Annotated in this window: 15 protein-coding genes; 10 read left to right on the top strand and 5 right to left on the bottom strand. The window is 64.6% G+C overall.

What is annotated here, in order from left to right; genetic code table 11:
• Positions 1-65 precede the first annotated feature (65 nt).
• The 4 genes from QCE73_RS32910 to QCE73_RS32895 all read left to right on the top strand — a co-directional run bounded on the left by QCE73_RS32910 (position 66) and on the right by QCE73_RS32895 (position 4,084).
• On the top strand, positions 66-1,016 hold the full coding sequence (locus QCE73_RS32910; protein ID WP_309885163.1) for a choline ABC transporter substrate-binding protein: 951 nt from the start codon (positions 66-68) through the stop codon (positions 1,014-1,016).
• A 668-nt stretch (positions 1,017-1,684) separates the two neighbouring features.
• A complete protein-coding gene (locus tag QCE73_RS32905; protein WP_309885162.1) occupies positions 1,685-2,614 on the top strand; it encodes a 3-keto-5-aminohexanoate cleavage protein in 930 nt (309 codons plus the stop codon).
• A gap of 29 nt (positions 2,615-2,643) precedes the next feature.
• Positions 2,644-3,591, top strand: coding sequence for an L-carnitine dehydrogenase (locus QCE73_RS32900; protein ID WP_309885161.1), 948 nt, complete (start codon positions 2,644-2,646; stop codon positions 3,589-3,591).
• 10 nt (positions 3,592-3,601) lie between these two features.
• Positions 3,602-4,084, top strand: a complete 483-nt coding sequence (locus QCE73_RS32895) for a thioesterase family protein (RefSeq protein ID WP_309885160.1) — start codon at positions 3,602-3,604, stop codon at positions 4,082-4,084.
• Here the strand turns inward: QCE73_RS32895 and QCE73_RS32890 are convergent.
• Positions 4,024-6,264: a heavy metal translocating P-type ATPase gene (locus QCE73_RS32890; RefSeq protein ID WP_309885159.1), complete on the bottom strand. Its 2,241-nt coding sequence runs from the start codon at positions 6,262-6,264 to the stop codon at positions 4,024-4,026. The genes QCE73_RS32895 and QCE73_RS32890 overlap by 61 nt on opposite strands.
• 390 nt (positions 6,265-6,654) lie before the next feature.
• On the opposite strand from QCE73_RS32890, the gene QCE73_RS32885 reads away from it, so the two are divergent.
• The 3 genes from QCE73_RS32885 to QCE73_RS32875 all read left to right on the top strand — a co-directional run bounded on the left by QCE73_RS32885 (position 6,655) and on the right by QCE73_RS32875 (position 12,554).
• Complete coding sequence (locus QCE73_RS32885; protein WP_309885158.1) at positions 6,655-8,127, top strand: DUF1214 domain-containing protein; 1,473 nt, start codon at positions 6,655-6,657, stop codon at positions 8,125-8,127.
• 182 nt (positions 8,128-8,309) lie between these two features.
• Positions 8,310-12,023, top strand: coding sequence for a DUF748 domain-containing protein (locus tag QCE73_RS32880; protein ID WP_309885157.1), 3,714 nt, complete (start codon positions 8,310-8,312; stop codon positions 12,021-12,023).
• A gap of 93 nt (positions 12,024-12,116) precedes the next feature.
• Positions 12,117-12,554 (top strand): DUF29 domain-containing protein, encoded by a 438-nt coding sequence (locus tag QCE73_RS32875; RefSeq protein ID WP_309885301.1) that lies wholly within the window; start codon positions 12,117-12,119, stop codon positions 12,552-12,554.
• 21 nt (positions 12,555-12,575) lie between these two features.
• On the opposite strand, the gene QCE73_RS32870 is transcribed toward QCE73_RS32875, so the two are convergent.
• Positions 12,576-14,144, bottom strand: coding sequence for a DHA2 family efflux MFS transporter permease subunit (locus QCE73_RS32870; RefSeq protein WP_309885156.1), 1,569 nt, complete (start codon positions 14,142-14,144; stop codon positions 12,576-12,578).
• Between the two features lie 181 nt (positions 14,145-14,325).
• On the opposite strand from QCE73_RS32870, the gene QCE73_RS32865 reads away from it, so the two are divergent.
• Positions 14,326-14,613 carry an AbrB/MazE/SpoVT family DNA-binding domain-containing protein gene (locus tag QCE73_RS32865; protein ID WP_309885155.1) on the top strand — a complete coding sequence of 96 codons (288 nt, stop codon included), beginning with the start codon at positions 14,326-14,328 and terminating at the stop codon, positions 14,611-14,613.
• On the top strand, positions 14,610-14,948 hold the full coding sequence (locus QCE73_RS32860) for a type II toxin-antitoxin system PemK/MazF family toxin (RefSeq protein ID WP_309885154.1): 339 nt from the start codon (positions 14,610-14,612) through the stop codon (positions 14,946-14,948). Before QCE73_RS32865 ends, QCE73_RS32860 begins: the two co-directional genes overlap by 4 nt.
• Positions 14,949-14,989: 41 nt before the next feature.
• On the opposite strand, the gene QCE73_RS32855 is transcribed toward QCE73_RS32860, so the two are convergent.
• Both QCE73_RS32855 and QCE73_RS32850 read right to left on the bottom strand, forming a co-directional pair.
• Positions 14,990-15,772: an ABC transporter substrate-binding protein gene (locus tag QCE73_RS32855; protein WP_309885152.1), complete on the bottom strand. Its 783-nt coding sequence runs from the start codon at positions 15,770-15,772 to the stop codon at positions 14,990-14,992.
• Positions 15,773-15,795: 23 nt separating this feature from the next.
• The gene (locus QCE73_RS32850) at positions 15,796-16,950 is read right to left on the bottom strand and encodes a methionine aminotransferase (RefSeq protein ID WP_309885151.1); all 1,155 of its coding nucleotides are present in this window, start codon (positions 16,948-16,950) and stop codon (positions 15,796-15,798) included.
• Positions 16,951-17,088: 138 nt separating this feature from the next.
• Between QCE73_RS32850 and QCE73_RS32845 the strand changes: the two genes are divergently transcribed.
• A complete protein-coding gene (locus QCE73_RS32845) occupies positions 17,089-18,015 on the top strand; it encodes a LysR substrate-binding domain-containing protein (RefSeq protein ID WP_309885150.1) in 927 nt (308 codons plus the stop codon).
• A gap of 7 nt (positions 18,016-18,022) precedes the next feature.
• Here the strand turns inward: QCE73_RS32845 and QCE73_RS32840 are convergent, their stop codons facing one another.
• Complete coding sequence (locus QCE73_RS32840; RefSeq protein ID WP_035506943.1) at positions 18,023-19,177, bottom strand: branched-chain amino acid ABC transporter substrate-binding protein; 1,155 nt, start codon at positions 19,175-19,177, stop codon at positions 18,023-18,025.
• Between the last annotated feature and the right edge of the window lie 279 nt (positions 19,178-19,456).

Here is a 19,456-nt window from a genome sequence, read left to right as displayed (position 1 = left end):
GTACTTTTGATGCACGCCGGCACTCGAACCGGCGCATCGATTCAACCCTCAATGGAAGGCTCGTCATGACACAACGCCTGATTTGCACTTTGCTGGTCGCCGCCGCGGGCGCGGCGTTCGCCGTCGCGCCGGTTGTGCGTGCGGAGGATGCGAGTTGCCGCACGGTGCGCTTCGTCGATATCGGCTGGACCGACATCACGTCGACGACGGCGCTCGCATCGGTCGTCTTCGAGGGACTCGGCTATGCGCCGCGGACCACGGTCGCATCGGTGCCGATTTCGCTCGCGGGCCTGAAGAGCAAGCAGATCGACGTGTCGCTTGGTTACTGGTGGCCGGTGCAGCAGAAGGCGGTCGAGCCGTTCCTCGAAGCGAAGAGCATCGAGAAGCTCGAACCGCCGAATCTGTCGGGCGCGAAGGCGACGCTCGCGGTGCCTTCGTATGCGTATGACGCGGGCATCAAGACGTTTGCGGATATCGCGAAACATCGCGATGAGCTGGGCGGGACGATCTACGGCATCGAGCCTGGCAGCAGCGCGAACGCGAAGATCCAGAAGATGATCGACACCAACCAGTTCGGACTTGGCGGATTCAAGCTGGTGCAGTCGAGCGAGGCGGGGATGCTGGTGACGGTCGAGCGCGCGATCCGCGAAAAGAAACCTGTTGTGTTTCTCGGCTGGGAGCCGCATCCGATGAACATTCAGATGAAGATCAACTATCTCTCTGGCGGCGATGAGGTGTTCGGGCCGAATTATGGCGAGGCACGGGTCTATACGCTGACGAATACGGATTTCCTGACGCGATGTCCTAATGCGGGGAAGTTCGTTTCCAATCTGCGCTTTACGACGGATCTGGAGAATCGGCTGATGCAGCCGGTCATGAATAAGGAACGGCCTGCTGAGGCGGCGAAGGCTTATCTCAAGAAGAATCCGCAGGTGTTGGATGCCTGGCTTGCAGGCGTCAAGACTGTTGATGGGAAGGATGGGTTGCCGGCGGTTCGGCAGTATTTGGGGTTTTGAAGGTTTGTTTTTGTTTTCGTCGGATCCCGTTTTCGCGTCGGTCTATTAGCACTGCCCCTCCCCGGGGCGGGGGTCACTTTCTTTGCTGCTGCAAAGAAAGTAACCAAAGAAAGCAGCTCGTTTAAGCCCGCGGTCACACGCAGTTTGGCCATGCTTGCCAGCCGCCCGTGGCACTCGCCTAAGTGTCGCCCTCGAAGGACCAATCGGGCTTGGCTCGCGCACGGTCTGACGAGCTAGAAGTTTTAGGGCGCTGGTTCAGCATCAAATAGCTTCGGCACAGCGCTACGCGCTGCCGTCGGGTATGCGAGGGAAACCGTCGAAGAAGCGCGCGCAAACCCGATTGACCCATCGGCCGCGTAGCGGGACGGAGCTATTTGGTGCTGAACCAGCGCGCTTGGGGATATGGCTTGTCAGACCGTGCGCGGTCCAAGCCCTTGTCTGCTTGTGGGGGCACTCGCTACTGCCGGGCCATTCAGCCAATCGCCTGTGCCGCGGCCGGTGTGAAGTGCTTAGGCTGGGGAAAGCTGTTTCTTTGGTTACTTTCTTTGCAGCAGCAAAGAAAGTGACTGCCGCCCCGCACAGGGGCAGAGCTAATAGACCGACACGAAATCAGGATTTCACAGAGAAAGAACAGGAAAACTAACCAAATCACAAAAGGAGCAAAAACCGTGAACTACGAAGTGATAGTGACATGCGCGGTAACCGGCGCCGGCGACACGACAGCCAAACACCCTGCAGTCCCGATAACACCGAAGCAAATCGCCGAAGCGGCAATTGAAGCGGCCCGCGCGGGCGCCACCGTCGCCCACTGCCACGTCCGCGACCCCAAAACCGGCCGAGGCAGCCGCGACCCCGCGCTATACAGGGAAGTAGTAGACCGCATCCGTTCGTCGGACACGGACGTCATCATCAACCTGACGGCAGGCATGGGCGGTGACCTCGAAATCGGCCCGGGCGAAGACCCGATGCGCTTCGGCAAGGGCACGGATCTCGTCGGTGGCCTGACGCGCCTCGCGCATGTCGAAGAGTTGCTGCCCGAAATCTGCACGCTCGACTGCGGCACGCTCAACTTCGGCGATGGCGACTACATCTACGTATCGACGCCCGCGCAATTGCGAGCCGGCGCAAAGCGCATCCAGGAGCTCGGCGTGAAGCCCGAACTGGAAATCTTCGACACGGGTCATCTGTGGTTCGCGAACCAGCTACTGAAAGAAGGCCTGCTCGATGACCCGCCGCTCTTTCAACTGTGCATGGGCATTCCGTGGGGCGCGCCGCCCGACACCGGCACGATGAAAGCGATGGTCGATAACCTGCCGCCCGGCGCGCACTGGGCTGGCTTCGGCATCGGCCGCATGCAGATGCCGATGGTCGCGCAGGCGATGCTGCTCGGCGGCCACGTGCGCGTCGGTCTCGAAGACAACCTGTGGCTCGATCGCGGCGTGCACGCGACCAACGGCTCGCTCGTGCAGCGCGCCGTCGAAATCATCGAACGTCTGGGCGCACGCGCGCTCACGCCCGCCGAAGGACGCAGGAAGCTCGGACTTCCCCCGCGCGGCGCGCGTCTGCTGGACAAACGCAGCGCCGAACAATTCGCCTGAATCCAAGAGAACCCAAAGGACACATCGACATGCAAGTCAAGCAATTCGCCGCGCTCGGCGCGGGTGTGATCGGCAGCGGCTGGGTGGCGCGCGCGCTCGGAGCAGGGCTCGACGTCACCGCGTGGGACCCGGCGCCCGGCGCCGAGGCGCAGCTTCGCGCGAACGTCGCGAATGCGTGGCCGGCGCTCGAACGCGCTGGCTTGGCCAAGGGCGCGTCGCCGGAGCGGCTGCGTGTGGTATCGACGGTCGAGGAATGCGTCGCCGATGCCGACTTCATCCAGGAAAGCGCGCCCGAACGCGAGGAACTGAAGCTCGCGCTGCACGAGCGCGTGAGTCGCGCAGCCAAGCCCGATGCGATCATCGCGTCATCGACTTCCGGGCTGCTGCCGAGCGAGTTTTACGCGCGTGCGGTGAATCCGCAGCGCTGCGTGGTCGGGCATCCGTTCAATCCGGTGTATCTGCTGCCGCTCGTCGAGGTGCTCGGCGGCGAAGCGACCTCGGGCGAGGCGATCGATGCGGCGATGAGCTTCTATGCATCCATCGGCATGCGGCCTTTGCGCGTGCGCAAGGAAGTGCCGGGCTTCATCGCGGACCGCCTGCTCGAAGCGCTCTGGCGCGAGGCACTGCATCTCGTGAACGACGGCGTTGCGACGACCGGCGAAATCGATGACGCCATCCGCTACGGCGCGGGCATCCGCTGGTCGTTCATGGGCACGTTCCTCACCTACACGCTGGCGGGCGGCGAGGCGGGCATGCGACACTTCATGCAGCAGTTCGGCCCCGCGCTCGAATTGCCGTGGACGAAACTCGTCGCGCCGACGCTGACCGACGAGCTCATCGACCGCGTGGTGGACGGCACGTCGCGGCAGACGAACGGACGCGGCATCAAGGAACTGGAGCGTTATCGCGACGACTGCATCGCAAGCGTGATCGAGGCGATTGCGCAGGCGAAAGCGCGTCACGGCATCGAAGACTAGAGGAACCACGATGATCTATCGCGATACGGTCAAGCCCGAATGGGTCGACTACAACGGCCATCTGCGCGACGCGTTCTACATGCTGATCTACAGCCTCGCGACCGACGCGTTCATGGACCGCATCGGTCTCGACGACGCGGGGCGCGCCGCGAGGCAGCGCACGCTGTACACGCTCGAAGCGCACATCAGCTATCTGCGCGAGATCAAGGAAGGCGCGGCGGTGCGCGTGGAAGCGCGGGTCGTCGCGCATGACAGGAAGCGCGTCCATCTCTACATGGAGATGTTCGAGGGCGATGCCGCCGAGCCGGTGTCGGCGTGCGAGCAGATGATGATGCACATCGATTCGAGCGGCGCGCCGAAATCCGCATCGTTCGATGAAGACATCGCCGCGCGCATCGCCGCCGAGCCGGTCATCGCGCTGAAGGACGCGCGTTACGCCGGCCGCGTGATCGGGTTGCCGGCGCGCGCTTCGTCGGCCACCGCGCCGGCCTGAGCGCGCCACGTTCGCAGCAACAGCGCGTTGGTCACCACGCTCACGCTGGAGAACGCCATCGCCGCGCCCGCGAACATCGGATCGAGCAGGCCGAACGCGGCGAGCGGAATGCCGATCAGGTTGTAGACGAACGCCCAGAAGAGGTTCTGCTGAATCTTGCGGTAGGTGCGCCGCGAGATGTCGATCGCATCGGCGACGAGCGCCGGATCGCCGCGCATCAGCGTGAGGCCGGCCGCTTCGATCGCCACATCGGTGCCGCTCGCCATCGCGATGCCGATGTCGGCGGCGGCGAGCGCGGGCGCGTCGTTGATGCCGTCGCCGGCCATCGCCACGATGCCCTTGCCCGACGCCTTCAGTTGCGTGACGACGCGCGCCTTGTCCTCGGGCAGCGTCTGCGCGAACACGAGATCCGATGGGATGCCCAGCGCGCGCGCGACGCTGCGCGCGCTGCCTTCGTTGTCGCCGGTGACGAGCGCGCTCTGCACGCCCATGCGCGCGAGGCGTTCGATCGCGGCGCGCGCGGTCGGCTTGATCGTGTCGCCGAAAGCCATCAATGCGAGCACGCCGCCATCGAGATCGATGAGCCAGGAAATCGTATTGCCCTGCGCTTCGAGTTCGCGCGCGCGTTCGGCGAGCGTCGGCGCAACGTCGAGCTTCAGTTCCGCGACCCAGCGCGCGCTGCCGATCGCGATGCGCCGCGCGCCGACTTTCGCCTCTACGCCGCGCCCGGCGATCGCGCGCGCAGCGCTCGCATCGAGACGCGGCGCCTCGTTGGCGGCGGCGGCGACAGCCTTCGCCAGCGGATGCTCGCTCATGCGCTGCACGGCGGCGGCGAGCCCGAGCGCTTCGGTCCGGTCCTGCCCGGGCGCAGCATCGAACGCGATCAGGCTGGGTTTGCCGACGGTCAGCGTGCCCGTCTTGTCGAACGCGACGAAGCGGATCGCATGTGCCTGTTCGAGCGCCTGCGCGTCCTTGATGAGAATGCCCTGGCGCGCCGCGACGCCGGTGCCGGCCATGATCGCGGTCGGCGTTGCGAGGCCGAGCGCGCACGGGCACGCGATCACGAGCACCGCGACCGCGTCGAGCAGCGCCGTTTCCGCGCTCGCGCCGTGCAGCAGCCAGCCAACGAGCGTGACGAGCGCGATCGCCAGAATCGCCGGCACGAAAACCGCCGACACGCGATCGACGAGCCGCTGGATCGGCGCCTTCTCCGCCTGCGCCGATTCGACGAGCCGGATGATGCGCGCAAGCGTCGTTTCCGCGCCGATCGCCGTGGTTTCGATCGCAATCACGCCTTCGCCGTTGATCGAGCCGCCGGTCGCGCGTGCGCCCGGTTCCTTCGCGACGGGCAGACTTTCGCCCGTGATCAGCGATTCGTCGATATGCGTGCGGCCCTCGCGCACGATGCCGTCGACCGGCACACGCTCGCCCGGCCGCACGATGGCGATATCGCCGACGCGCACATCGGCGAGCGCGACTTCCCGTTCGCGCGCCGGGTCGTCGCGGTCGCGCACGCGCGCCTTGTCCGGACGCAGCGCATTGAGCGCGCGGATCGCGTCGGTGGTCTGCCGCTTTGCGCGCGCTTCCAGCCACTTGCCGAAGCGCACCAGCGTGATGACGACCGCCGACGCCTCGAAGAACAGATGCTCGGTCATGCCGCCGTGCGCGAACATCTGATAGACGGACAAGCCCCAGGCCGCCGACGTGCCGAGCGCGACGAGCAGATCCATGTTGCCCGCGAAAGCCCGCACCGCGCGATAGCCGCCGACATAGAAACGCGCGCCGAAACCGAACTGCACGACGCTCGCGAGCGCGAGTTGCAGCCACGGATTCAGCGCGAGACCGAACATCGGCGCAAGCAGCGGCACGGTGAGCACGGCTGCGGCGAAGACCGCGGCGAGCTCGCGATCGAATGCGGGCTGCGCGGCGGCGGGCGCGGCTTCGGGCAAAATCGGCGCGGCTTCGTAGCCGGCTTTCGCGACGGCGGCGACGAGCTGATCGTCGGTCAGGGCGCCGTTCGCGTGCACGGTCGCCTTCTCGGTCGCGAGATTGACCGCCACGCTTTCGACGCCCGGCACGCGCCGGAGCACTTTCTCGACGCGCGCGACGCACGACGCGCACGTCATGCCGCTGACGGCCAATTCCGCGGTTCTCGGGCTCTCGGATGATGCTGTGGACATGGTGAAACGCTCCGGTCTGGCTGGGATCGCGAAAATCCCTCACGAGACGAGTATCGACCTTCCAATGATTGGAAGGTCAAGGGCGGAATGAACGGCGTCGTGCGATCGCGGAACCCATCGAAAATAATCGTATTCGAAGGACGAAACGCGCGTCATTCAGTGCTTTTAGGCAGCATCTAGGGCATTCTTCGACTTGCCGGAGCGCTTTTATACGCTTCGTCTTGCCTATAGTCAGCGGATAAGTTAAAACCCGAATTTCGAGATAATGCTCGTGGCGCGCCGCGCGGGGATTCGAAGCGGCATCGAGCCGTTCGCGAGCGTGCCGTGAATCGATCCCGGATCGAGTCGCGCGAGAACCCAAATCGAAAGAAGAACCGGATTTCCATTCGAATGAAGAACAACCGACGCTGGACTTTTCCGCTCAACCCCGCGATCTGGATGAGCGTGAGTCTCGCCGGCATGGCGGTCCTGGCTGGCTGCGCGACCAGGCAGCCGGAGGTGAAACCGACCACCACGGGCTGGGTGAAGAATCAGGTCGCCGACGCCTATACGTTCGGCTTTCCGCTCGTCGCTTCGGATATCGCCCGCGAACGTGCGAGCGGCCGCACCGGCCAGCCCGGCCAGCCGGGTCAGACGCCGCTCAACACCTTCCGTCATGCGAGCGCGCTGCCGCCTGCGGGCGCGGCGGGCTGGCCGAGCGTCGACACGCTCGAATCCACGGCATGGCTCGATGTCTCCGCCGATCCGGTGATCGTCTCGCTGCCCGCCGCGCCGCGCGGCCGCTATCTGGACGCCCGCGCATTCGATGCGTGGACCAACGCGCTCTATTCCAGCGCCGACACGACGCCGTATCCGAAAATGCAGCTGATCGCGTTCGTGCCCGCGGGCTGGACCGGCACGCTGCCCGCCAACGCGACGCGCGTCGAGACGCGCACGCGTTACGTGTGGCTTTCGGTGCGCGTGCGCGTGAACGGTCCGCGCGATGTGCCCGAGGCGCGCAAGCTCCAGACGGCGATGCACATCGACACGCAGACGCCCGCGAAAGGCTCGGCGGCCGATCCGACGCCCGCTGTCGCCGGCGCGTGGCCCGCGAACGGCGCGCGGCAGCCTGCGGTGCCGCCGCTGCCGTCCGCGCTGGCGACAGTCGCGCCGGGCGCGCAGGCCGAGGCGCTCGACGCGAATGCGTTCTTCGCGCGCCTTGCCCGCTCGCTCGACGACAACCCCGCCGCCACCGACGATGCCCACGCGATGAGCCAGCTCGCCGATCTCGGCGTGAAACCCGGCGAGCCGGTGCAGTTCAAGAAGACCGATGCGCCGCTGCTCGATTCCGGCCTCGCCGATGCGCGCGAGCGGCTCGCGACGGTGCCGCCGAACGCGATCACGAAGAACGGCTGGACCTGGTTCGGCGATGGCGTCGGCATCTACGGCACCGACTACACGCTGCGCGCGTACCTCGCACGCCGTCAGACCGCGACGAGCACGAAGGAAGGCGAAGTGAAGCCGGTGACGCGCGTGGACAGCGAAGGCCATGCGCTCAATGGCGCGAACGCGTACACGCTGCACTTCACGCCCGACCAGTTGCCGCCGGTGCGCGGCTTCTGGACGATCACCGCCTATACGAAGGACGGCGCACTCGCTGACGAAAAGCTGCCGCGCCTCTCGATCTCCGACCGCGACCGGCTGAAGAAGAATCGCGATGGCTCCATCGACGTGATCGTGTCGGCGAAGTCGCCGGGACGCGCACGCGACGCGAACTGGCTGCCCGCGCCCGATGGCGAATTCCAGCTCGCGATGCGTCTCTATGCGCCGAGGCCGCAAGCGAGCGACGGCTCATGGGCGCCGCCGCGCGTCCAGCGCCGGTGAGTCAGCCGCGCGAAAGCAACCGGACGGAAACATAAAGGCCGCGATTTTTTCGCGGCCTTTATGTTTTGATGCACGGTTTGGCGAACGTTTGCGGGCCGCCTCGTCGTATACTCGAACATCATCTTTCCGGGACGGCGAAGCTCGGGCGGTGCTCCTACGGACAGCTCGTCGCCGCGCATCGAATGTCAAGCATCACCAAGTCTTCTCTTGCTTCCGCCGGCCAAACCCTGCGCGGCGTCGTGCACGCGCGGCGCACGCGGCGCATCTTCATCGGCTTGCTGATCGCGCTACTCGTGATCGGCGCGCTCGGCTTCTTCGTCGCGCCGCCGGTCATCCGGCATATTGCCGAGCAGCAACTCGCGAAGCAGCTCGATCGCCCGGTCAGCATCCGGCGCATTTCGCTCAATCCCTACACGCTCGATTTCGAAGCCGATGGCGTGCATATCGGCGAAGCGCCCGCGAATCTCGCCAAGACGCCGGGCGCGTCGCCCGATTTCGTCGATGTGTCGCGGCTTGTCGTGCGCACCTCGTGGGCGTCGGTGTTGAAGCTCGCGCCGGTCGTCAACGAACTGAAAATCGATTCGCCGCGCATCAATGTCGTGCGCTTCGACGGCGAGCATTTCAATTTCTCCGATCTGATCGCGAAATTCTCGAAGCCTTCGCCGACGCCCTCGGACAAGCCCGCGCGCTTCTCGGTGTCGAACATCCGCCTCGAAAACGGCCAGATCACATTCGATGACAGGCTGCTGAAGGCGAAGCACGTGATCGACCGCTTCGCGCTCGGCATTCCGTTCATCGCGACCTTGCCCTCCGCCACCGATATCTTCATGACACCGCTGTTACAGGCGCGCATCGACGGCTCGCCGCTCGTCGTGAAAGGGCGCACGAAGCCGTTCTCGGAGTCGCGCGAATCGGAGATCGCGCTCACGCTCGACGGCCTCGACGTGCCGCAGATGGCGTCTTACGCGCCAGCCTCGGTGCCGGTCGCCGTGAAGAGCGGCAAGCTGTCGACGGACCTGAACGTGAACTTCGCGATCTCGGGCGATACCCCGACGATCCGCATCGAAGGCACCGCCGATCTCGCCGATCTCGCCGTCACCGACAAGTCGAACGCGCCGCTCGTCGCGGCCCGCGCGCTGCATGTGAAGATCGCGAACGCGGAGCCGTTGCGCGATATCTATCGCCTCGACGAAGTGACGCTGAGCAATCCCGACGTGCATCTCGCGCGCGATTCGTCGGGGCAGTTGAATGTGCAGAAACTGGCCGGTCCCGCGCCGAAGGCGTCCGCGGAACCGGCGCAGACACAAGCGCAAAAGGAAGCGCAGAAGGAAGCGCCGCCGCTCGATCTGACGATCCGGCATCTCGCGATAAACGACGGCAAGATCGCGCTCGACGACCAGTTGCTGAAGGAACGCGTGCAGGGCGCGCTGACCGGCCTCGCCGTGACGCTCGACGACTTCTCGACGCTTGCGAAGACGCCCGCGAAATACACGCTCAAGACCGCGTTCGACAAAGGCGGTGCGCTCGATGCATCGGGCAAGGTGACGCTCGCCGCGAAGACGGCGGACGCGAAGCTCGCGCTTAACGCGTTCGCGCTGCCGCCGCTGCAGCCGTATCTCGCGAACCTGATGGCCGCGCGGGTGACGAGCGGCACGCTCGGCGCGAACCTGCCGGTGTCGGTCGACTGGGGCAAGCCGGATGGCGGCGTGCAGGTCGGCGCGGGCGACGTGAAGCTCGACGCGCTCACGCTCGTGCCGAACGCGGGCGGCGGCGCGCCGATCAAACTCGCGTCGGCGGTGGCGAAGATCGACAAGGTCGATGTATCCGCGCGCAATGCCGCGCTCGACAGCGTGCAACTGAGCGGTCTCGCGCTCGATGCGACGCGCCGCAAGGACGGCGCCATCGATCTCGCCGCGCTCGCGGGGCCGCACGAGGCCGCGCCCGAGCAGACGGCGACTCACAAGATCCAGAAGGCGCAGGCGGCCGGCCCGGCGTGGCGCTATCGCATCGGCGAAATCTCGCTCGCCGATACGTCGGCGAATATCACCGACGAAACCACGGCGCAGCCGGTCAAGCTGCGCGTCGCGCCGCTCGCGGTGAACGTGAAGCAGTTCAGCGACGATCTGACCAGGCCGCTCGCCGTCGATGGCAAGCTCACGCTGAACGGAAAGGGCGCGCTCGCGATCGGCGGCAATGTCACGGTCACGCCGCTCAAGCTCGCGCTGCACGTGAAGGGCGATCAGGTCGATGCCTCCGCGTTCGAGCCGTATTTCGGCGACAAGCTCAACATCGAAGTGGCGAGCGCGTATCTGAGCGCGAACGGCGATGTCGCGATGTCGGGCAGCGGCAAGACGCTCGCGGCGTCGTATAAGGGCGATGTGTCGCTGTCGGACGTGCGTATGCTCGACAAGGCGACGTCCGATCGTTTCGCCGGCTGGAAGCTGCTCGGCCTGACCAACGTGAAGGTGAACTACAGCGAGCGCGGCACCGATGTCGACGCGGCGCGCGTGACCTTCGCGAAGTTCTACGGCCGCGTGCTGCTCGACGCGCAGGGCAAGCTGAACCTGAAGAGCGTGGTGGCGGGCGAGGGCGGACCGCAATCGGTGACGCGCGGCAGCACGAAGGAGCAGGGCGCGTCCGCGCCGGCGGCGGCGAGCGCAACCGCGACGGTGCCGGTGAAAACCGCGCCGAATTCCGGGCCGCCGGTCAATATGCGCTTCGGCCAGCTCGTGTTGCAGGACGGCCGCGTGACCTACACCGACAACTTCATCAAGCCGAACTACACGGCGAATCTCGTCGCGATCAACGGCACGATCGGTGCATTCGGCACGCATTCGACGACGCCCGCGCCCGTCGATGTCTCCGCAAAGCTGGCGGCGAACGGGCCGGTGTCGATCAAGGGGCAAATCAATCCGCTGATCGACAAGCCCGCGCTGGATCTGACGGCGAGCGCGCACGGCGTCGAGCTGACGAACCTCACGCCGTATTCGTCGAAGTACGCGGGCTATCCGATAACGAAAGGCAAGCTCAACGTCGATCTGCATTACATGCTGGCAGACAACAAGCTCACAGCGAACAACCACTTGTTCATCGATCAGTTGACGTTCGGCGATCACATCGACAATCCGACGGCGACCAAACTGCCGGTTCGGCTCGCGGTGTCGTTGCTGAAGAACTCGCGCGGCGAGATCGACGTGAACATTCCGATTTCGGGATCGCTCGACAATCCGGAGTTTTCGATCGGCGGGCTCGTGTGGCAGGCGATTGTGAATCTCGTGCAGAAGGCGGTGACCGCGCCGTTCACGCTGCTCGCGCACGCGTTCGGCGGCGGCGGCGGCGAGGATCTCAACTACATCGAGTTCGATGCGGGTTCGGCCACGTTGAACGATGCCGCGCAGAAGAAGCTCGATACGATTGCGAAGGCGCTGGTGGACAAGCCGTCGGTGCGGGTGGACGTGACGGGCCGCGTCGATCCGAAGACGGACGAGCCGGCGTTGCGCGCCGCGTGGCTCGACAACCAGGTGAAGCGTGCGAAGGTGCGCGACATGTCGGGCAACGGCGAGAACGTGGACTGGAACGCGATCAAGATATCCGATGCCGACTACGACAAGTATCTGACGAAGGTGTACAAGTCGGCGGATTTCAAGAAGCCGACCAACTTTATCGGCATGACGAAAGCCGTGCCCGATGGCGACATGAAGGCCGCGCTGACGAAAAACGCGCCGGTGGACGAGGGCTCGTTGCGCGATCTGGCGCAGCGTCGCGCGCAGGCGGTGCAGGAGTATTTCGACGGGAAGATCGACAGCCAGCGGATATTCGTCGTCGCGCCGAAGATGTCGGCGGACGATATCAAGGACAAGGGCGCGGGTTCGCGCGTGGAACTCGGGTTGAAGTGAGCGGCGTTGGCCGTCTGGACGATCTGGATGAACAAAGGAATGCAAACTAGCATGGGCGATACCGAAAATTCGAATGAAAACGGGAATCCGCCGATGGGAACACCTTATGAGAAGGACGTGGTGGCGTGGGCCTATGAACAGGCCGCGCTGCTGCGTGCAGGGAAGCTTGCGTCCATCGATATCGAGCATATCGCTGAGGAAATCGAGGACGTGGGCAAGAGTGAACAAAGGGAATTCGCGAGCAGGATGGCGATTTTGCTGGCGCATTTACTGAAGTGGCAGTTTCAGCCTGAGCGGCGAACCAATAGCTGGACGAATACTATCCTGGCTCAGCGCGGGGCAATCGAGCGACGGCTCAGAAAGACACCGAGTCTGAAGCCTATGCTCATCGACGAGGACTGGATCGCCGATATGTGGGGCGATGCGCGCGAACAGGCGGCGAATGAAACGCGTATCGGGTTCGCCGATTTTCCGGAAAGCTGTCCGTGGCCGATGTCGTCGATACTGGAGCAGGGATTTTTGCCCGAGTAGCACGCGACGCGCGCGCCATCCTCAATGCGCCCCCGAAGCCGCCCCGCCACCACCCCCCTTCGCCACCTTCGTAATCCAGATCAGCGGAATGATCAGAATGAAGATCACCGCCGAGATCAGAAAGATATCGTTGAGCCCCATCATCGCGGCTTGCGTATTGACGGTGAAATTGAACATGCCGCGTGCTTGCGCCTCGCTGACATCGAGTGTCGATCGCGATAGCCCGAGCGATTGCAGGAACGCCGGATTGTAGACATTCGCCTGCTCGGTGAGCCGCTCGTGATGCAGCGCGATGCGGTTATCCCACTCGTTGCCCGCGAGCGACGTGCCCACCGCGCCGCAAAACACCCGCGCGAAATTCGATAGCCCCGCCGCCGCCGGAATCTTCGACGGCGGCAGTCCCGACAGCACGATCGCCGTGAGCGGCACGAAGAACATCGCCATCGGGATGCCTTGCAGGAGCGTCGGCAGTACGAGATGCCACGTGTCGATCTCGATCACGTACTTCGAGCGCAGCCAGAACACGAACGCGAAGCCGACGAACGCCATCGTCGCGATGATGCGCGCGTCGCTGCGCGGCAAGACCTTGCCCATCACCGGCGCGAGGATCACGGCGAAGATGCCGAGCGGCGCAGTGACGAGCCCCGCGTCGATGGAGCGATAGTTCAGATACTGCTGCATCCATTGCGGCAGCAGCACGAGATTGCCGAAGAACACGCCGTACGCAACGGAAATCGCCACCGTCCCGCCGAAGAAGTTGCGCCCGGCGAAAAGCCGCAGATCGACGACCGGATTCGGGTCCGTCAGCTCCCACACGACGAAGAACGCGAACGCGATGACCGCGACGATCGCCAGCACGACGATCAGCGGCGACGAGAACCAGTCGAGGTCGCGTCCCTTGTCGAGCATGATCTGCAGCGACGCGACCCACGAGACGAGCAGCAAAAGACCGATCACGTCGATCGGCGCCTTGCGCGTCGGCGATTCGCGATCGCGGTAGATGAGCCACGTGACGCCCGCCGCGAAGATGCCCACCGGAATGTTGATGTAGAAGATCCACGACCAAGAATAGCTGTCGGTGATCCAGCCGCCGAGCGCGGGACCGGCGATCGGGCCGACGGTCGCGGTCATCGCCCAGAGCGAGAGCGCCATCGACGATTTCTCTTTCGGATACGAGCCGAGCAGGATCGCCTGCGACAGCGGAATCAGCGGCCCGGCGACCGCGCCCTGCAACACGCGCGCGAACAGCAGCACCGGCAGGTTCGGCGCGAGGCCGCACAGCCACGACGAAAGCACGAACATCAGAATCGCGCCGACGAACAGGTGCACCTGGCCGAGCCGCTGCGTGAGCCAGCCGGTCAGCGGAATGGAGACGGCGTTCGACGCCGCGAACACGGTGATGACCCACGTGCCCTCGTTGACGGACACGCCAAGATTGCCGGAGATCGTCGGGATCGCGACATTGGCGATCGACGAATCCAGCACGTTCATGAAGGTCGCGAGCGCCACCGCGAAAGTGGCGAGGACGAGCTTGCCGCCCTGGAGCGGCGGGGGCAGTGCTGGCGCAGTGGACGTCGGCGGTGTGCTCATGCAGCTCTTGGTCGATGGGTTCGAGACGCCAGTGTGCCTGCGTTGCAAAAAGGCTGCTTATCCGAATGGCCGATGGCCGGCGAATGGATCGATCCGAAACAGGTATCGACGTGTTGACACCTTATTGATCGTGCGAATAGCATGTCCGTATCTACACGTATCTACGTCTCATGAGGACGTCATGCCAAAGCAGATCCTAAAACGTTGGGGCAATAGTCTTGCTGTGCGCATTCCTGCCAACATTGCCAGCGAACTTTCATTGGAGGAGGGACAGGAAGTGCATGTGGACGTTGAGGATGGACACGTTGCGGTGCGGCCGCATCGGGCGATTCGGCGTTTTTCGCGCGAACGGCTGATTCAGCAATTTCGCGAGGGCACGCTCGAGCGGCACGAGGAGATCGATTTCGGCGATCCCGTCGGCGACGAGTGGGGCGGTCCGGGAGACCCGACGCGCGAGGGTTTCGAATGAAAGATGGAATTCCGGATGCGGGCGACGTGGTGAGATTGCACGTCGGCCCGGCGAGAGGCAATGAGCAGGACGGCTATCGCGCGGTGCTCGTGATCTCCGATATCGTGATGAACGACATCACAGGCCGCTTCACGGGGCTGCCGATCACGTCGACGATTCGCGGCTGGGAAACCGAAGTGCCCATCGCGAGTCTCAAGCGCCCGGGCGTCGCGCTCGTCGATCAGCTTCGCAGTTGGAGCCATCGCCACAGGGAACTCGCGTTCCGTGGGGAGACGGTCACCGAAGAAGAACTCGACGCTGCGAAATACGCGATTCGCGCCTTTCTGCAGCTATGAATGCAGGCGCGCGGCGAATACGCCGCCGCGCGCCCGCCGCTTCACTTCGTCGAAACATCGATATTCCCCAGATACTTCTTCGCGTACTTGTCGATGGTCCCATCCGCCTTGACCTTCTCGATCGCCGCGTTGAGCTTCGTCTTCAGCGCATCGTCGCCCTTGCGCACGCCGTAGGCGATGCCGCTGCCGAGAATCTTGTCGTCGCGAACCGGCGCGCCGACGAACGCGAAGCCTTCGCCATCCGGCTTCGACAGGAACCCGCTCTGTCCCGCCGGCGCGAGCACGAGCGTCCCGTCGAGACGGCCGGACTTTAGATCCGCATACACCTGATTCTGGTCCTGATACGGCACGACCTTCACGCCTTCGTTCTCCCAGTGCGCCTTCGCGAACGTCTCCTGAATCGAGCCCTGCAGCACGCCCACGCTCTTGCCCTTCAGCGATGCCGACGTCGGTTCCAGACCGCTGCCCTTCTTCGCGATCAGTTGCGTCGGCACGCGATACACGACCGTCGTGAAGTCGATCGCCTGGCGACGTTGCTCGGTCGCGTTCATCGCGGAGTTGATCGCGTCGAACTTGCGGCCCTGCAGCGCGGGAATCAGGCCGTCGAATGACGTCTCGACCCACTTGCACTGCATCTTCGCGGCGGCGCAGACAGCATTGCCGACGTCGATGTCGAGCCCTTGCAACTCGCCCGTCGACGATTTCGATTCGAACGGCGGATATTGCGCCTCCAGTCCGAAGCGCAGCGTATCGGCGGCGAGCGCCGCACCGCTCGCGAACGTGCATGCGAAGAACAAGGCGCTGGCGATGTGTTTGAGTTTCATCGTGTTGGTCTCCAGAAAAGTCGTCAGATCGAACAAAGGCGGCGCGCGCCTTCGACGAGCGTGTCGTCGTCCTTCGCGAACGAAAGACGGATCAGGTGGTTATCGGTGCCGTCGGTGTAGAACGCGGACAGCGGAATCGTCGCGACGCGCGCCTCGCGGATCAGGCGCAGCACGAAGTCGCTGTCGGATTCGTTCGAGATCGCGTCGTACCGCGCCAGCATGAAGAAACTGCCCGCGCTCGGCAACAGTTCGAAGCGCGAGCCCTTAAGCGACTCGGCGAGCAGATCGCGCTTGTGCTGGTAGAACGGCCCGAGATTCAGATAGCTCGATTCGTCCGCGAGCGCTTCGGCGAACGCCATCTGCATCGGCGTATCGGCGGAAAAGGTCATGAACTGGTGGATCTTGCGAATCTCGGCCGTCAGCGCGGCGGGCGCGAGACAGTAGCCGACGCGCCAGCCCGTCACGTGATACGACTTGCCGAACGACGACACGATCACGCTGCGTTCCGCCAGCTCGGGATAGCGCGCCATGCCGTGATGCGGCGCGTCATCGAACACGACGTGTTCATAGACTTCATCCGACAGCACGATGATTTTCGTGTCGCGCGTGAGTGCGGTCAGCCGTGCGATGTCGGCGTCCGTGAACGCGCTGCCGGTCGGATTGTGCGGCGTATTGACGAGAATCATGCGCGTCTTCGGCGTGATCGCGGCGGCGACTTCGTCCCAGTCGATGTGGAAATTCTCGGCCGAGAGCTTGATCGCGACGGGCGTGGCGCCCTGCAACTGCACGATCGGCGCATAGCTGTCGAAGGACGGCTCGAAGTAGATGACCTCGTCGCCGGGATGCACGAGCGCGCTGATCGTCGCGTACAGGCCTTCGCTCGCGCTCGCCACCACGGTGACTTCCGTGCCCGGATCGTACTGCGCGCCATACAGCTTGTGCGTCTTCACGGCGATCGCTTCGCGCAGCGCGAGCACGCCGGACATCGGCGAGTACTGGTTATGTCCTGCCCGCATGGCTCGCTCGACGCCTTCGATCAGCTTCGGATCGCAGGCGAAGTTCGGCGCGCCCTGCGACAGGTTGAGCGCGTGATGCTCCTCGGCCAACTGGCCGATGACGGTGAAAATGGTCGTGCCGACATTCGGCAGCTTCGACTCGGGAATGCAGGCGCTATGCACGGCAAGTGTCTCCGGAATTGCGGTTCGGCGATGATTGCCGTCGATTCAACCGCAGCAATAAAGCGCGGACAATCGAAACTTTGTCATACTAGCCATGCCTGCAGATCATGGCTACATGCCAAAAACCCGATGCCTCCGATGAAACCGCTGCCCTCGCTCGATGTGCTCAAAACCTTTCTGGTCGTCGCCCAGAAGCTGAACTTCACGCGCGCGGCCGAGGTGCTGAACGTGACACAGGGCGCGGTCAGCCGGCAGATCGCCGGACTGGAGGCGCATCTCGGCTACGCGCTTTTTGCGCGGCAGGCGCGCGGGCTCGCGCTGACGCATCACGGCGCGCTGCTCGTCGCGCCGTTGCAGCAGGCGTTCGCGCATATCGACGATGCGCTGGCGAAAGGCGGCGCGCAATCCGGCATTCTGCGCGTGAAGTGCCCGACCTGCGCGATGCGCTGGATCCTGCCGCGCGTCATCCGCTTGCAGAACGAGCGGCCCGAGCTGGTGGTGGAGGTGACGGCGTCGGTGTCGCACGGCGTCGAGTTCGGCGCGGAGCCGTTCGATGCGGCGATCGTCTTTGGCGCCGCGCCGTCGCTCAAGGGCGTGACGGCGGATCATCTCTTCGATGAAGTGCTGACGCCGGTTTGCGCGCCCGAATTGTGGAAGCCGAAGAAGCACGCCGCGCCCACGCCCGGCGATCTCGCCGGCAAGACGCTGCTGCATCCCACGCGCGACCGCCGCGACTGGCTTCTGTGGCTCGGCGCTTACGGCTACACGGGCCTGCCGTCGACGAAAGCGCAGCATTTCGACACGCTCGATCTGGCGATGTCGTCGGCGATGCAGGGTCTGGGCGTGACGATCGGCGATGTCTCGCTGATCGAGGAAGACTTGCGCGCGAAGCGCGTGATCGCGCCGTTCCCGCTGTGCGTGACGAGCGGGGCGGCGTATTACCTCGCGTATCCGGAGCGGCCCGCGCCGTCGCCCGCATTGCAGCAATTCGCGCAATGGCTGGGCGACGAGGCGGCGCACACGCGCAAGAGGCTGGAGGCCCGGACGCACGCGGCCCAGGCCTGAAGCGTCATCACATGCCGTGCTTGGTGACGACCGACGCCCACTGTCCGTTCTTCACCTGATACAGCGTCGACGATGCATTCTTCAGCGCGCCGTTGCTGTCGAACGCGATCGGTCCGGTGATGCCTTGGAACGAGTTCGACTTCAGGACCGGCCGGTACACGTTCGGATCGATGGAATTGGCCTTCTGCATCGCGTTGATCGCGGCCCACGCGGCGTCGTAGCCGAACGGCGCATACGAAAGAATCGCGACGCCGAAGCGCTTCTGGAACTTGTCGGCGAACGCCTTGCCTTCGGGCAGCTTGTCGAGCGGGCTGCCGTATTCCCACGCCTGCGCGCCCTCGGCAGCATCGCCCGCGAGCTTGAGGAAATCGGCGTCCATCACGCCGCCGCCGCCCACGAACTGCGCGTTCATGCCGAGCTGCTTCATCCGCTTGACGACCGCCGCCGCCTGCCGGTCGAGGCCGCCGAAGAAAATCAGATCCGCGTTGGTCGCCTTGATGCGCGTGAGCTGCGCGCTGAAATCGACGGTCTGGTTGTCGCTGTACTCGCGCGTGACGATCGTGCCGCCCTTCGCCTTCACCGCCTTCTCGAATTCGTCGGCCTCGCCCTGACCGAAGGCCGTGCGGTCGTCGATGATCGCGATGCGCTTCGCCTTCGTCGTCGTCACCGCGTAGACGCCGGCGTTGCCTGCGTTCTGCGCGTCGCTCGAAATCACCGTGAACATGTTCTCCAGGCCGCGCGTCGTGATGGTCGGATTGGTCGCGGCGGGGTCGATGGTCGGGATGCCGGCGCTGTTGTAGATCGGCGAGGCGGGCAGCGTCGTGCCCGAATTGAAGTGTCCGACGACGACCACCACGCCGTCATCGACGAGCTTCTGCGCCGCCTGCACGCCCACGCGCGGGTCGGCCTGATCGTCTTCCGCGCGGATCTCGAACTTCGCCGTCTTGCCGCCGATCGTGATCTTCTTCGCGTTGGCTTCGTCGAGCGCGAGCTGCACGCCGTTCTGGAGGTCCTTCCCGTAACCCGCGTTCGCGCCCGTCAGCGGCGCGGCAAAACCCACTTTCACCGTCAGTTCGTCTGCGCTCGCGGCGAAGGGCGCGGCGGCGAATGCAGCCGTGGCGCATGCCACGAGCCACGCCAGAGGTTTGGTACGGATGCGCATGGTTTTGCTCTCCTTTTTGATTTGGCAATCGAATGGGACATGACCGGTTCAGTGCCGGCAAGACGGACTTGCCCTCAAAGGCCGGCAATCCGGCGATGAAGACAGCCGCTTCGCGCGCGGCCCGGCACAGGCAGCGGACATGCGCAATGTAGAAAACCAATTTGGCCGCGTCTTGGTGTTAAGTCGCGCGTCCGATGCGGATTTCGGCATAGGCCCGATTCGCCTCGATCGCACGCCCGGAGCGGCTTGGCGCGTTTCGCCGCCGCATCGCGCGCGACG

It is taken from the genome of Caballeronia sp. LZ029, from assembly GCF_031451275.1.
In the GTDB taxonomy this organism is placed as follows: Bacteria; Pseudomonadota; Gammaproteobacteria; order Burkholderiales; family Burkholderiaceae; genus Caballeronia; species Caballeronia jiangsuensis.
Note: the sequence above shows the minus strand (reverse complement) of the source record. Positions and strands in the feature narration are given on the sequence as shown.